This window comes from Pseudalkalibacillus sp. A8, assembly GCF_045920555.1.
In the GTDB taxonomy this organism is placed as follows: Bacteria; Bacillota; Bacilli; order Bacillales; family Fictibacillaceae; genus Pseudalkalibacillus.
In genome coordinates, this window is the sequence record NZ_CP174509.1 from 3,928,271 (window position 1) to 3,942,129 (window position 13,859).

The 13,859-nt window shown below is 39.5% G+C and carries 14 protein-coding genes and 1 pseudogene; 1 reads left to right on the forward strand and 14 read right to left on the reverse strand.

What is annotated here, in order from left to right; genetic code table 11:
* Positions 1 to 153: 153 nt before the first annotated feature.
* From ACJROX_RS20195 to ACJROX_RS20220, 6 genes and pseudogenes are all read right to left on the reverse strand, one after another.
* The gene (locus ACJROX_RS20195; RefSeq protein WP_408006997.1) at positions 154 to 1,401 is read right to left on the reverse strand and encodes a cysteine desulfurase-like protein; all 1,248 of its coding nucleotides are present in this window, start codon (positions 1,399 to 1,401) and stop codon (positions 154 to 156) included.
* Positions 1,402 to 2,671: 1,270 nt separating this feature from the next.
* Positions 2,672 to 2,995: pseudogene (locus ACJROX_RS20200) on the reverse strand (sigma-70 family RNA polymerase sigma factor); the annotation flags it as partial.
* 285 nt (positions 2,996 to 3,280) lie between these two features.
* Positions 3,281 to 4,309, reverse strand: a complete 1,029-nt coding sequence (locus ACJROX_RS20205) for a Gfo/Idh/MocA family protein (RefSeq protein ID WP_408006998.1) — start codon at positions 4,307 to 4,309, stop codon at positions 3,281 to 3,283.
* A gap of 28 nt (positions 4,310 to 4,337) precedes the next feature.
* Complete coding sequence (locus ACJROX_RS20210; protein WP_408006999.1) at positions 4,338 to 5,060, reverse strand: ThuA domain-containing protein; 723 nt, start codon at positions 5,058 to 5,060, stop codon at positions 4,338 to 4,340.
* Between the two features lie 274 nt (positions 5,061 to 5,334).
* Complete coding sequence (locus ACJROX_RS20215; protein WP_408011715.1) at positions 5,335 to 6,615, reverse strand: ABC transporter substrate-binding protein; 1,281 nt, start codon at positions 6,613 to 6,615, stop codon at positions 5,335 to 5,337.
* Positions 6,616 to 6,711: 96 nt separating this feature from the next.
* Entirely contained in the window at positions 6,712 to 7,695 is a 984-nt protein-coding gene (locus ACJROX_RS20220) for a LacI family DNA-binding transcriptional regulator (protein WP_408007000.1), read from the reverse strand.
* 253 nt (positions 7,696 to 7,948) lie between these two features.
* Between ACJROX_RS20220 and ACJROX_RS20225 the strand changes: the two genes are divergently transcribed.
* Positions 7,949 to 8,281 carry a DUF3889 domain-containing protein gene (locus tag ACJROX_RS20225; protein ID WP_408007001.1) on the forward strand — a complete coding sequence of 111 codons (333 nt, stop codon included), beginning with the start codon at positions 7,949 to 7,951 and terminating at the stop codon, positions 8,279 to 8,281.
* 141 nt (positions 8,282 to 8,422) lie between these two features.
* On the opposite strand, the gene ACJROX_RS20230 is transcribed toward ACJROX_RS20225, so the two are convergent.
* The 8 genes from ACJROX_RS20230 to mtnN all read right to left on the reverse strand — a co-directional run bounded on the left by ACJROX_RS20230 (position 8,423) and on the right by mtnN (position 13,847).
* The gene (locus tag ACJROX_RS20230) at positions 8,423 to 8,572 is read right to left on the reverse strand and encodes a hypothetical protein (RefSeq protein WP_408007002.1); all 150 of its coding nucleotides are present in this window, start codon (positions 8,570 to 8,572) and stop codon (positions 8,423 to 8,425) included.
* Between the two features lie 111 nt (positions 8,573 to 8,683).
* Complete coding sequence (locus tag ACJROX_RS20235) at positions 8,684 to 8,833, reverse strand: hypothetical protein (RefSeq protein ID WP_408007003.1); 150 nt, start codon at positions 8,831 to 8,833, stop codon at positions 8,684 to 8,686.
* Positions 8,834 to 9,246: 413 nt separating this feature from the next.
* Positions 9,247 to 9,921 carry a GNAT family N-acetyltransferase gene (locus tag ACJROX_RS20240; RefSeq protein ID WP_408007004.1) on the reverse strand — a complete coding sequence of 225 codons (675 nt, stop codon included), beginning with the start codon at positions 9,919 to 9,921 and terminating at the stop codon, positions 9,247 to 9,249.
* A gap of 203 nt (positions 9,922 to 10,124) precedes the next feature.
* The gene (locus ACJROX_RS20245; RefSeq protein ID WP_408007005.1) at positions 10,125 to 10,361 is read right to left on the reverse strand and encodes a YrhC family protein; all 237 of its coding nucleotides are present in this window, start codon (positions 10,359 to 10,361) and stop codon (positions 10,125 to 10,127) included.
* 252 nt (positions 10,362 to 10,613) lie between these two features.
* On the reverse strand, positions 10,614 to 11,750 hold the full coding sequence (locus ACJROX_RS20250) for a bifunctional cystathionine gamma-lyase/homocysteine desulfhydrase (protein WP_408007006.1): 1,137 nt from the start codon (positions 11,748 to 11,750) through the stop codon (positions 10,614 to 10,616).
* Positions 11,751 to 12,674 (reverse strand): PLP-dependent cysteine synthase family protein, encoded by a 924-nt coding sequence (locus tag ACJROX_RS20255; RefSeq protein WP_408007007.1) that lies wholly within the window; start codon positions 12,672 to 12,674, stop codon positions 11,751 to 11,753.
* A 5-nt stretch (positions 12,675 to 12,679) separates the two neighbouring features.
* The gene (locus ACJROX_RS20260; RefSeq protein WP_408007008.1) at positions 12,680 to 13,150 is read right to left on the reverse strand and encodes an S-ribosylhomocysteine lyase; all 471 of its coding nucleotides are present in this window, start codon (positions 13,148 to 13,150) and stop codon (positions 12,680 to 12,682) included.
* Entirely contained in the window at positions 13,143 to 13,847 is a 705-nt protein-coding gene (gene mtnN / locus ACJROX_RS20265) for a 5'-methylthioadenosine/S-adenosylhomocysteine nucleosidase (protein WP_408007009.1), read from the reverse strand. Before mtnN ends, ACJROX_RS20260 begins: the two co-directional genes overlap by 8 nt.
* Between the last annotated feature and the right edge of the window lie 12 nt (positions 13,848 to 13,859).

Genomic DNA, 13,859 nt, shown 5'->3' on the forward strand with positions numbered 1-13,859 from the left:
TGATAGTATAAATGAGAAATGGGAATTTATTTTAAAAATATCTTTACATTGCAAAGCTGCGTTTTACTGGTGGTACCCCAAGTAGGTAAAGAATTGTTTTTCATAAAGTAGCTTAAAAAGATTCTTTAACTATTAATAAAAAATTAATAAATTTTAACTTTTTATTTCTTTTTTAATATTTGATGCAACATAATTTTTAATTGCTTGAATTAAACGGTCTGTTTCATTTTCGGTATTATAGGGAGCAAAGCCAGCACGGATCCATCCGCCAGTTTCATTGATTCCTAGTTTATCGGCAAGGGTAGATGCATAAAAGTCACCACTTGCGATGAAAATCGCATGTTTTTCTGCAAACCATTTACAAAAATCATTAGACTTAACTCCATTGATAGTAAATGCGATTGTTGGTGTCTTTGTAACATGATCTGGTGCTTGATATAAAGTGACTTCAGGGATGCTTGCTAGTTCATGGCGAAATTTACATGCCAAATTATTTTCATGTTCCTCAATAATTTGAAAAGCATTATGAATTCTTTCCCTCCGGTTCGAACCGATTCCTAAGCTTGCAATAAAGTTAACCACAGCCTCGATGGATGAAATTGCTTCATGGTTTTGTGTACCCGTTTCTAACTTATCTGGAAAATAGCTTGGAGCTGGTTTTACTTTGTATACAGGAATATGTTTGAATACATCTTCTTTAATCACTGCAATACCAATATGAGGACCAAAAAATTTGTAGGCAGAGCATAATAAAATATCAACATCTATTTGATCACGATCAATAAAAAAGTGTGGAACAGCATGAACAGCATCCACAGCTATTAGAGCACCCACTTCACGGGCTCGTTTAACAATGGCTGTCACATCTACTATGGTACCGATGACATTTGATGCAAGTGAAACGGCTACAAGCTTTGTATTTTCATCAATTAACTGATGTAGCTGAGATAAATCAAGTGTTAATGTCTCTGTGTTTACAGGAATATAGCGGATCTCTGTATCAGAATCTTGTGCTGCGGTTGACCATGAGTCCACATTTGCGCGATGATCTATTTCAGTCACTACAATATTATCTTGAGAAGTCCATGTTTTTGACAAGCTACGTGAAATGGAAAACATTAATGAAGTAGAGTTTTGACCGAAAGCAACTTCGTTTGGTTTGGCACCAACAAGATCCGCTATTGCTTTTCTAGCATTTTCAAAGTGCATCTCTGTTTCTTTGCTTGTGGGAAATTCTCCATGAAGGTTAGCCCCGCCTTTTGACATATACGAAACCATAGCATCTATTACACTTTCAACAACTTGTGATCCTCCAGGTCCATCTAGATAGACAACCTGTTTACCATTATAATGACGGCTCAACGCAGGGAATTGCTGACGGATTTCTTCAATTGGAAACATGCGATCTACTCCTTTTATAAAATAAATTGATATTTTAAAAAAAATTGACCGAATATCATTAGCAAAGCCGTAAAAAGTTCCCATCTATTAATTTTTCTATCTCATTTCCCTATATCCTCTCCTTAATTTTTCTCATGATAGATCAGTAGATTATTTAGGTCGAAGTAAGACCGATCAAAAAAGAGAAGGACAAGAATTGGCTTTTCCTGTTGGGAGAAATCCTCCTGTACGACATGGATTTATATCTTTGATTTCGGAAGGCCCTGTATTTCGAAAAATGGATCGACATTGGAATGTCCTGGGACAATTAACAGCCCAATCCATGCGCTTAATCGTACCAGGATTGTTGTGAAAAAGTAGAAATTGGTCTCGATAATCTTGGGGACCATACCTCATGAATTGAGTTTTGATGTACCCCACCAAGGCTAGGAAACCAGACATAAAAGATCCGATTCATTGCGTCCAAAAAGCAAGTTTGTTTGAGGATAATGAGGTGAGTAGTATTGGTTTATAGATTTCAATATTTACTTTTTTAAGAGCATTTTGATAGCCAAAAGTTCGAGATTATTGGGGGATTATTTTACTAGCAAAAAATTTATTGTAGAATTATTCATCCTTTAACCAGTATCCTTGATAGTCCATAAAATAAATTTTCAAATAACCCTTTCTTTGGTATTCATAGCAAGTTTTTAATTTTGGTTATAATTCATTGTGCAGCCTCCTAGTATTGTTGTTCTTTTTGCTGGCCAGCTCAAAGACAATCATACCAAGGGGCTTATTTTTTTCTCAAATCGGATTTACTTTATAACAGGAATGCTGCCCTTTTCTGGAATAACTAGTAATTCAATATTACCTCTTTAAACCCCTTTTCACAATCAACTTTGAAATAAAGAAAGGAATGCTTGATTATTAATCGGATATTTACAATATAAGGAATTAGAACAGGAGGTGCTTTGTTATAAGGAAAAATGAAATAGAAGAAGGAATTTCTCGTGTTATATTTTTAACAAAAATTATCTGTAGTTGTTACCTATACAGGATCTTCATGAGTTTCTTCAAGAAATTAAAGAAATAAGTACAACTGTAGAATTTAAAGATGTTGAAGAATTTGCAAGTATTGTGGTCAAAAAACTCCTCCAAAGAGGTTTAGTTTAATAAACAATGAAAAAGAAGGGAACTTGGATCCCCTTCTTGAAGTTTAAATACATAACCAGTCCAAATTAAAATGATTCACATTTTAAAATCCCAGAAATGCTGTCATAGAGCAATTCTTCCTATGCACTAGTAATGACATTAGATTCTCGTTTTCTATGCAACGTGCAGCATAAGTTGCCAGCTTCGTCCCTTTCCCCCTTGAGTAACTCTCGATCGCCTTGATCAAGCCGATCGTACCGATGGAGATTAGATCTTCTGTGTCCTCCCCTGTATTCTCGAATTTTTTACATATATGTGCGACGAGTCTCAAGTTATGTTCAATCAAGCGATTCCGGGCGTCTTCACTGCCTTCCGCCATTTCTTTCAGATATTTTGTTTCTTCTTTAGGCGACAATGGCTGTGGGAACGCATTATTCTTCACGTAAGAAACGAAGAACATGACTTCTTTGAAAAAATAAGCCAGTGCTGCGATGATGCTTGACACACCCTCACCTCCATAGGCTGCTATCACACATACTTAATCCTATGTAAGACTGGGCTTGGGTGTGTCTGTACCAATTTATTATTACGATAATCAAAGGAATATGAAAATATAAATGTTACGGATGAGTATTAGGTTCTCTAACCAAAATAGGTGTTGTGACAGGGTTGAAATAGATCATATCGTTTCACACTACCGTCACAAAACGTCTCAATGTGCCCAGTTTTTTGATGTATACCGTCATTAAAAAAGGCGTACGATTTTTTTCTTTTCATTTGACTCAAGGGCGGAAAGAATGATCTGTAAGGATCTCAAGCCTTCCTCTCCACTAACAGGGGACTTTGTATCTTTTACGATACAATCTACAAACTTTTCGATCACATGTGTATTCGTTTGGCCCCCTGATTCATTTGATTGTATACCGGACAGTTCATATTTCACTACTTCGCCATTCTGGAATTGCGCAATTAAAGAATTAACAGGGTCATCTTCCAATCTCAAAATCGCTTTTTCACCATAAATGATAGTGGAGTTGTCTTCTTTTGACACGTATGACCAACTTGCCGTTAATGTACCAACTATGCCACTGCGTGTTTTCAGTACACAAACCGCATTATCATCAACATCGATATTATCTTTTGCACTCGTTTCAACAAAAGCCCCAACTTCGACTATTTCTTCTCCTAGTAAATAGCGAATCAAATCTGCTTTGTGTACACCTAAATCTCCCATGGCACCAATATGGGATTTTTCCTTTTGGAAAAACCAGCTGTCCTTCCCATCTATACTCCAGCCTTCTGGCCCACCGTGTCCAAAAGTTGTCCTGAAGCTATACACCTTGCCTATTTTCCCATTTTCTATCAGCTGCTTTGCTTTTACATGGGAAGGTACAAATCGTTGGTTATGGGCAATCATAAGTTTCTTATTATTTTGGATAGCTGCTGTGATCATTTCCTCTGCTTCCTTTTTTGAAACGGCCATTGGTTTCTCACAAAGGACATGTTTTCCTGCTTGAAGAGCGGCAACGGATACTGGAGCATGCAAGTAATTCGGTGTACATACACTGACTGCATCGATTTCGTCGTTGTTGACTAATTCCTCATAATCGATATACGCCCTTGCACCGTATTTTTGAGCTGTTTCATTTACTCGATGTTCAACAATATCACATACAGCTATAATTTCTGCATGTTCATTCGCCGCATACTCTGGAAGGTGGCGCCTTCTTGCGATGTTTCCGCACCCTATGACCCCGATTTTCAATTTTTTCATTCAACACTCCTCCTAATATCTGATAAAGTTATTTTTTCGTAATCTTCTCCAAGGGCTTCGCATTACCATATACAGGTGTTGGACGTTCGGTCGGCTTGGACCAATGAACCGCATTTATAATGACTCTTTGAATTTCCTTATTAAAGTATGTCGGGTATGTTTCATGTCCTGGACGGAAGTAGAATATCTTACCCTTTCCTCGTCGATATGTACATCCGCTTCGGAATACCTCTCCACCCTCAAACCAGCTCACAAATATTAGCTCATCTGGTGCAGGAATATCGAAGTGTTCACCATACATTTCTTCCTTTTCAAGGTCAATATACTCTCCAACCCCTTCTACGATCGGATGGCTAGGTTCAACAACCCAAAGCCGCTCTTTGTCATCTGCTTCACGCCATTTCAAATCACAAGATGTACCCATCAGCTTCTTGAAAATTTTTGAAAAATGACCAGAATGCAAGATGATCAGCCCCATTCCGTCTAATACACGCTGGTGCACTTTCTCGACCACTTCGTCGCTGACTTCTGCATGGGCAATATGTCCCCACCATATAAGAACATCCGTTTCGTTTAAACGTTCATCTGATAATCCATGCTCGGGTTCCTCAAGAGTTGCTGTTTGCACCTCAAAATCTGCTTTCTCGAGAAATTCCCCAATCGCACTATGAATGCCTTCTGGGTATATTTCCCGAACCTTTGGATTTTTTTGCTCATGACGGTTTTCGTTCCATACGGTTACTTTCACCATTGAATTTGTCCTCCTTTTTAAACTCTTACTCTTATTCTTTTACCGATCCTGCTGTCAGTCCTCCGACGTAAAGCGCAGGCCACTAATATATAACCAATTGTCCTTTTAGACATTTTCTTCTTAATTTTTTTGGGTTCTGTTTTTATCTGGGTAATTCCCTTTGGCCTGATGTTTCCAGATCATTTCCTTTCACACATTTTATAAAGAAAAATGCTCCACTTTCAGAAAATACATAGCCTCCAGTTACGAAGGCTAATGATTTTCCTGTTTCATATTACTTGACTAGGTTTGCTTCTATTTCAGTTTGCATATTTTCTACAGCTTCATCAGCAGTTATATCTCCAGCAATAGCTTTAGAGACTTGTATTTGAATAATCTCAGATATTTCAGCATAGTTTGGTGCGACAGGACGTGAAACCGCTGCATTCAGTGCTTCCTGAAAACCTTCATTACCAAAGAACGGATTTGCTTCAATGATCTCCTCATCTTCATATAAAGCTGGTATTGTTGGTGCATGTCCACCGATGATTGCATCGATTTTTTGTCCTTCAGGACCTGTCATGAACTTCAAGAACTCCCAAGCTTCTTTTGGATGTTCAGAATGTTTATTAATGGCTGCTAACCACCCGCCGAGTGCTGCTGCTGAGCCTGCGTCACCTTCCGGAAGTGGGGCTACTTGGACTTTATCAACGATTTCCGATTGTTCCGGGTCATTTGCCAGTGCATACTGATATGGCCAGTTTCGAATGAATGGTGACTGTCCTTCAATAAAAGAGGTATGAGATTCTGGTTCGGTAAATGTTATGATATTATTCGGGACGAAATCAGAATTCGCAATTTCAACTAGCTTTTTTATTCCTTGGATACTATCTTCACTATTGATAACTACTTCGCCATTATCATTAATAATTTCACCGCCATAGGCGGCTATGAACTCTACTGCGTTACAAACTAATCCTTCATACTGCTTTGCTTGCATCAAATAACCGAATTTAGTCCCTTCCTGTCCCTTCAATTCTTTAGCCTGGGTGATCAAATCATCCCAAGTTTCAGGTACTTCTTCTACAATGTCCGTACGATAAAATAACATTCCAGCATCAATGAATTTCGGCATTGCCCATAGCTTTCCGTTAAACGTTGCTGCAGATATCGGTCCTTGATTGTAATCCTCAAGATTGATTCCATCTTGTTGAATGAAACGGTCGAGTGGTAATACATAGTCAGCCTGAGCGAATTCTGCCGGCCATATGACATCCATCTCAAAGACATCGATTTCAGAAGATCCTGCATTTAAAGCTGTTACATATGCATCATGTTGAGCACCGGTATCAGTTGGCATCTCACGATATTCTACATTGATGTTCGGATGCGTCTTTTCAAACGCTTCAATCTGTTTGTGCGGTGATCCTGTCGGGTCTTTTCCTGCTGCATACACAATAGTCACTTTTTCCTGTCCTTCAGAATCTTCCTTTTTATTCCCTTCTTCATCTGTAGATGTATCTGTTGAATTTGAATTACATGCTGCAAGAAGGAACAAAAGAGTTAAGATGACCATAGCCAGCTTACTGGTTTTTATACTTTTCACTATTAAATCCTCCTTTGTTATTAAAGATTGAAATCGATTTCAGAATGCGATGGAAAAGGTTGTCCCTCAAGTGGACTCTCTCACAATCAGTTTTAAAGTTAATCCCTTTAGATTAGTATCGATTTTCTGTTGATGCAAAACAGCAACCATTGTTTCCATCGCCTTTTCTCCAATCTCTTCACTTGGCTGATCGATCGTCGTAAGCCTCGGTTCAATCAGCTCAGCAATAGGTTGATTATCAAACCCTATGACAGCTAAATCATCAGGAACCTTCAACCCTAGTTCTTTCGATTCTTTAATAATACCTGCTGCTACCTCGTCACTATTCGTGAATATGGCTGTCGGACGATCCTCCATTGCAGTGATTTCTTTCATAAGCTCTCGACCGTCCTCTATGCTGTGCCTTTTGTGGAAAATCCTATTTGGATTTAACGAAAGCCCTGCTTCTTCTAATGCTTTTTTGAGGCCGTTTTTCCGATCCTTTGATAGTCCGCTGGTGCCTCCGCCGCAATATCCAATTTTTCGATGGCCTCTATCAATCAAGTGTCTTGCCCCTATGTAACTGCCTTCATATTGATTGAGCCGAATCATTGGTACAGTGGCATTATCATAATACTCATTACATAGTATGATGGGGCCGTAATCTACATAAGGACTGAATTGTTCCCAATCGTTTTCAAGTGAGGTCAATATAATTCCATCCACTTGTTTTGTCCTCAATAGTGTAAAATAGTTCAGTTCTTTTTGCTTATCTGACTTTGTTTGACAAATCAATAACTGGAGTCCACTTTCAGTAGCAATCTTTTCAATACCTTCTATGATGTTTATGAAAAATGGATTTGTAAGCCTTGGGACCAATACCGCAATTATGTTTGTTTTTTGGTTTCTTAACCTTTGGGCAGAAGAATTGGGGTAATATCCCAATTCATCCATAGCATTACGTACTAGCTTTTTCTTTTCCTCTGAAACATACGGACGATTATTAATTACACGTGAAACGGTAGCCCTTGATAATCCTGCATGATTAGCTACATCTGCTATAGTGATCATACGATCCCTCCTAAACTATAAAAATTTCCTCCTTTCAGAAGCTTATGAAAACGATTTCTGAAAACGATTACAATTATGATTCTAATTTAGGGCGTTTAAAAAATCAAGAATTAATTTTGAATTTTCTAAAATTTTTTACGTAAATAAACCCAGTTATAGCAGCATTCTTTCGGCCATCTCCAGTTGATCCTCAATTCTGAATAGAAAATGATAATTAAAAAATACTATTAAAAAAGTGTAAGGTGGTGAAACGATGAAAAAATTGATCAATATCAAGATGATAATTGTACTCTTACTATTGTCCTGTTTTGGTCTTTCCAATGACAGTTATGGCCAACAACCCGACTATGCAAAATGGGGGAAATCGGCTGTACAGGAAACGATGAAACAATATCCAAACTTCAAGATCGTCAATTATGAGTATGATGGAAAAGTAATCATTTCTGATGAGAGGAGCCAATACAATTTCGAGTTCACCCTTGAACAGGATGAAAAAGAGAAAAAAGTAAATGTTTATGTATTGGTAAATCCAAAAACCAACCAATTAATTGATATCCACTTTGATGAAATTGAAGATTTAAGTTAACTCCAATTAGGTGACGGATAAAAGTATTCTATTACAAAGCCTATAAATCACTTATTTAAACAATGTCATACGGAATCGATAAGCTCAGGATTTTTATAGTTCAAAAAAGCAAGCGGTGGCGATCCCCGCTTGCTCTTCATGTTACATCATATTCATATATTGAGCTGTTTTATCATGTGCTGCATCCATTAAAGACTGGACGCGTGCATTGTGTTCGATCAAATGTGAATCAGTTTCATCAGTCCGTACTTTTTTAATGATCGCTAAAATGAATAATTGAAATGGCATCATATCGTATCCCTCCCGTCATCATGAATTTCCTTTCAGGTCGTATCTTTCTCTGTAATCATCCAATCAAGAAAAACCTTTCCTCTTATCATTGTTTTCAACCTCCTCTATTTTTTACATCATGGAAATGTAATAGAATGCTTTTTCACGTGTTTGGTTATACAAGTCTTCAGCTTGCTTTTGTTTACTGTAATCATCATAAGTCATTTCTGATTTCAATATTTTCTGGATAATCGTCAGTAAAAATAAATTTACCGGCATCATAGCGGATCCCTCCTTTCTATGAGTGCTTTTAGTCCCGGGGATTACCTCGCTCTAGCCAATGTTCTTTTCCTGCTGTCTCAATCCACATTCCGTCTGCCTCCTTTCATTTGATCCATTAAAAAATGCCACAGGAGTAACTCCCTGTGGCATTTTAGACCCATCTAGACATACTTATACTGTCTAAAAAAGTCATAGAAAAGCCACAGGTAGTCGCCGACCTGTGGCGTTTTTTAACGTGTTTGAATAACGGTTAAAATTACGCTTGTTTCACCGGTCGAACTTTTGAATTATTCAATTGTGCTGTATTGCCTTTTCCAATTGCGAATACGATCATCATATCGCTCGACCTCCTTTAGTAAATTTAACCTTCAGAGTAAATTATAATCATTTAGCTAAGAAAAGTAAACTAATTTTCAGAAAAAATGTTTTCTTTTTTCTAAAAATGGGTTCTTCCACTCCATCAATACCCCAAAATCATCTGATTCTGGATCATCCAAGTAATTGGGCAGAAGCTTTATCGGGGAACGTCCAGCTTTCATTAAAAAAGAAACGACCGGGTCGTTATGTTCGCCGGTAATGATTCCTTCAAAATATTTTTGTGGACTCATTTGATTTTTAACTTTTTCATAACCAGGCATGCGGCTTCCACCTAAAACTGCTTCAAGTTGCAAGTGTACAACTAAGTGATAAAGAGATTGCATGAGCAATTTGCCCATACCCGTTTTCCGGTACTTATGGCGAACACTGATATCCACGACATACAAAACGTTTCCGTTTGGATCATGTGTACCGATCGATCCGTTATCTGTAACTTCTTCCCACGTGTGGTCTTCCCCATGATTGTCCGCGATTAAAGTAGTGATTGACCCAGCTAACTCACCCTCCACTTCCGCACAGATCGCTCCATCAGGAAAAATATGAACGTGGTTTGCCAATTGGTCTTTCGTCCACCAAAGGTCAGATGGAAAAGGTGGTGGGAAGCATTCTTTTTGAATATCGATAAGCTGATTGAAGTCAGACGCATTGTAGTTCCTGATCGTTGTTTTGAACGGTTTATCATCCTGGTACAGATATTGCGAGTAAAGCATTTCGATCGGGGTCTCCTTTTTATGTATTCATAACAGTATTAGCTTCTTTTAAGGAAAATCCTGCTTTTTTTATGAAAATCAGGTAAGTAGTCGACAAACCATAGGAGTTCTATAAAATTGCATAACTTCAGAGAGTAATTGAAACGACTCGAATATCAAACCAAATAAAAAAGAAAGGACTCCAACCGTCCTTTCTAATAAGTCTATGACTCTTCTTTCAATAGTTTCTTCCATTTTGAAATTTTTCGATAAAATAACAGAGCGATTCCGATTGATATATAGCTTGTACTCAATAACACGAGCTGATCGGTTGTCTCTTTGCCTTCAAATGGGATAATACTCCCAATATATAAAAATACACTTAACGATAGGAGTACAAAGCTGAAACGTTTGAAATCCGCAATTTTATCTTCAGTATCCTTTACCATTTCCTTTGACATACTCCCACCCCTACTTGTATCATCATCGTAACATGATTCCTTTGAGAGGATAAGAGATTATCAGAAGATTCCTTAAGTTACCAGGTCCTTTCGAAGTTCATTATTATACTCGAAGATCCTTAAATCGCTGTGGGGTCTCGCCTGGCTCGCTTTTCCCACAGGAGTGTCGTGAATTTCGCTTAAAGGAATATACTAAAAAACAAGCAACATAGAAAAAAGACCCACCTCCAGTGAGGACAGGTCTTCTGGTTATCAATGTTCCAACGCTTGCTTCAAGTCGTCGATCAGGTCTTCTGCATCTTCAATTCCTACTGAGATCCGCAGCAAACCGTCAGTAATTCCAAGTTCTTCACGGCGATCTTTTGGGATTGACGCATGTGTCATCCGTGCTGGTGCGGAAATCAAGCTTTCAACCGCTCCAAGGCTTTCTGCAAGTGTAAAGTAACGCGTTTTGCTCAACACCTGGTCGGCACGTTCTTGGCTTCCGACATCAAACGAAATCATTCCTCCGAATCCACCTGCTTGACGCTTAGATAAGTCATGACCAGGATGGGATTTCAATCCAGGATAGAAAATTTTCTCTACAGCCGGATGGGACTCAAGGAATTCTGCTATCTTCTTCGTATTGCTTTCGGTCGCTTCCATACGGAGACCGAGTGTTTTGATACCGCGGATCAACAGCCATGAATCCTGTGGTCCGAGAACTGCTCCAGCTGAGTTTTGGATAAAATGTAGTTCTTCAGCCAACTCCTTCGTGTTCACGACAGCAAGACCTGCGACAACATCACTGTGCCCACCGATGTATTTTGTCGCACTGTGCAGTACGATATCTGCACCGTGTTTGATAGGAGTCTGCCAATATGGGGTATTGAACGTGTTATCTACGATCATCAAGAGATCACGATTTTTTGCGATTTTAGATGCTCCAGCAATATCCGTCACTTTCAATAACGGATTCGTCGGCGTTTCTACATAGATCGCTTTCGTGTTGTCTTGGATTGCTGCTTCAATATTATCAAGGTTGCTCGTATCTACAAACGTAGATTCCAATCCTAAACGGTTCAGTACCTTCGAAACGAGGCGGTATGTTCCGCCGTATACATCATCCGTAAATACGACATGGTCCCCTGTGTTGAACAGCATCATAATCGAGTTGATCGCGGCCATGCCTGAACCGAATGCAAATCCTGCTTCACCCTCTTCAAGGTCCTTGATCAATTCTTCGAGTGCATGGCGAGTCGGGTTTCCTGTACGGGAATACTCATACCCTTTAAAGTTTCCGACACTTTCTTGTTTATAAGTGCTCACCTGATAGATCGGCGTGGTTACTGCACCTGTATGCTCATCACCGAAGATACCAGCGTGGATCATTTTCGTTTTCGGCTTCATCTAAATGCCTCCTTGGTAGATCTTTTTACTTAAATAACGTTCACTGCTGTCTGGAAAGACCGTAACGATATGGCTTCCAGGCTTAGCTTGTTCTGCCTCGATCAATGCCGCATGCATTGCAGCTCCTGAGGAACTTCCAACGAGTAAACCTTCTTTTGAGGCGAGCTCCTTTACCTGTTCAAAGGCATCTACATCTTCAATTGTATGGATTGCATCAAAGTAGCTCGTGTCCATATAATCGGGCAAGAATTCCATGCCGATCCCTTCAGCCTTATGAGGACCTGGTTCTCCTCCATTCAGGATCGATCCTTCTGGTTCAACAATGACCGTTTTGACATCTTTGCTTTGCTCTTTCAAATATCGGGCTGTGCCCATGAAAGTACCACCAGTTCCTGCTCCTGCAAGGAATACATCGATTTTTCCTTCAAGTGCTTCCCAGATTTCAGGTCCTAGTGTTTTATAATACGTATTGGGATTTTCTGGATTTGCAAATTGTGCAGGATAGTAGGAGTTCTCGATTTCCTTCTCGAGCTCCTTTGCCTTTTCAATTGCCCCACGCATCCCTTTTTCGGTTTCAGTATTGACGATTTGGGCACCTAATGCCCGCATCAATTCTTGCTTCTCGACGCTGAATTTTTCAGGCACAACGAAAATAACGTTGATCCCCTTGTTGACAGCAGCTAAGGCAATCCCAATACCTGTATTCCCGGCAGTCGGCTCTATGACCGTCCCACCAGGCTTAAGTTTACCGCTTATGAACGCTTCTTCAAGCAGTTCTTTTCCTAGCCGATCTTTGATACTTCCACCAGGATTATAAAACTCAAGTTTTGCGAAAAGCCGTACACTGTTAGGGAGATTAAAGTTGGATATCTCCACTAACGGTGTATGACCAATCAGCTCTTGAACGTTCTTAAAATACCTCATGCAAGTTATTCCTCTCCAAATACATCTTTCCATTCGCTTCGTTTTTCAAGCATTTCACTAGCTATCTCTTTTGCCCCTTCAAGGCTGTGGTTCGCAGCCCAGCCACACTGCACTTCGTTACATGCCGGAACTTCATCTGCATTAAGGACATCATTCAATGTTTTTTCCAACACATCCATGATTTCCTCTTGGTCGGACTGGTTCAATACAGACAGGTAGAAACCAGTTTGGCAACCCATCGGACCAATATCGATGACACGGTCATGATGATTCCGTATATTCTCAGCCATCAAATGTTCAATAGAATGAAGTCCTGGCATATCCATATGCGCCTTGTTAGGTTGTTTGAAACGGATATCATACTTGGAAATCTCATCTCCATGTTGACCTTTCGTTACCCCTACTAGTCGTACATACGGTGCACGCACTTTTGTATGGTCCAGATTGAAACTTTCCACATTCATTTTTTTAGCCATGTTTCTTCAGCTCCTTTACCATTTTTAAAATCAATTCAGCGGAATTCTTTGCCGCTACTTTCAAAAACTGATCGAATGACATCGGTGCATCCTTACCTGCGATATCGGATAAAGAGCGAATCACGACAAACGGTACTTTGAATTGATGACAAACCTGGGCGATAGCGGCAGCTTCCATTTCGGCAGCAAATAATTCTGGGAACTTGCCTCGGATATCTTTTACTCGATCAGCATCGTTCATGAATGAATCACCAGATGCAATCAAACCTTTGACGATCTGCATATCGGTAACGTCCTTCGCGCTTTCTTCCGCAATCTGTACCAACAATGGGTCTGGCATATAAAATGCTGGTAATTGCGGGACCTGCCCGTACTCATATCCAAATGCCGTCACGTCGACGTCGTGATGCCGTATTTCCGTTGAAATGACGACATCTCCGACATTCAAGTCAGGGTTGAAACCTCCTGCTGATCCTGTGTTGATCACATAATCAGGCTTATATAACTGGTTCAATAGTGTTGTCGCAATTGCCGCATTCACTTTCCCGATTCCTGATTTCAATAGGATGATATCTTGGCCGTACAGTTTTCCGGTATAGAAGGTGCAGCCGGCCATCGTTTCCGTTTTGCACTCTTCAATCAACTCTTGCATCAAAATGACTTCTTCGTCCATTGCTCCGATAATAGCGACTTTCATATCCACATTCCT

Coding starts and splice junctions, on each gene's coding strand:
- ACJROX_RS20255 (WP_408007007.1), bottom strand. CDS start 12,674: ATGAGGTATTTTAAGAACGTTCAAGAGCTGATTGGTCATACACCGTTA.
- ACJROX_RS20250 (WP_408007006.1), bottom strand. CDS start 11,750: ATGAAGCCGAAAACGAAAATGATCCACGCTGGTATCTTCGGTGATGAG.
- ACJROX_RS20240 (WP_408007004.1), bottom strand. CDS start 9,921: ATGCTTTACTCGCAATATCTGTACCAGGATGATAAACCGTTCAAAACA.
- ACJROX_RS20220 (WP_408007000.1), bottom strand. CDS start 7,695: ATGATCACTATAGCAGATGTAGCTAATCATGCAGGATTATCAAGGGCT.
- ACJROX_RS20205 (WP_408006998.1), bottom strand. CDS start 4,309: ATGAAAAAATTGAAAATCGGGGTCATAGGGTGCGGAAACATCGCAAGA.
- ACJROX_RS20235 (WP_408007003.1), bottom strand. CDS start 8,833: ATGATGCCGGTAAATTTATTTTTACTGACGATTATCCAGAAAATATTG.
- mtnN (WP_408007009.1), bottom strand. CDS start 13,847: ATGAAAGTCGCTATTATCGGAGCAATGGACGAAGAAGTCATTTTGATG.
- ACJROX_RS20215 (WP_408011715.1), bottom strand. CDS start 6,615: ATGGTCATCTTAACTCTTTTGTTCCTTCTTGCAGCATGTAATTCAAAT.
- ACJROX_RS20230 (WP_408007002.1), bottom strand. CDS start 8,572: ATGATGCCATTTCAATTATTCATTTTAGCGATCATTAAAAAAGTACGG.
- ACJROX_RS20195 (WP_408006997.1), bottom strand. CDS start 1,401: ATGTTTCCAATTGAAGAAATCCGTCAGCAATTCCCTGCGTTGAGCCGT.
- ACJROX_RS20225 (WP_408007001.1), top strand. CDS start 7,949: ATGAAAAAATTGATCAATATCAAGATGATAATTGTACTCTTACTATTG.
- ACJROX_RS20245 (WP_408007005.1), bottom strand. CDS start 10,361: ATGTCAAAGGAAATGGTAAAGGATACTGAAGATAAAATTGCGGATTTC.
- ACJROX_RS20260 (WP_408007008.1), bottom strand. CDS start 13,150: ATGGCTAAAAAAATGAATGTGGAAAGTTTCAATCTGGACCATACAAAA.
- ACJROX_RS20210 (WP_408006999.1), bottom strand. CDS start 5,060: ATGGTGAAAGTAACCGTATGGAACGAAAACCGTCATGAGCAAAAAAAT.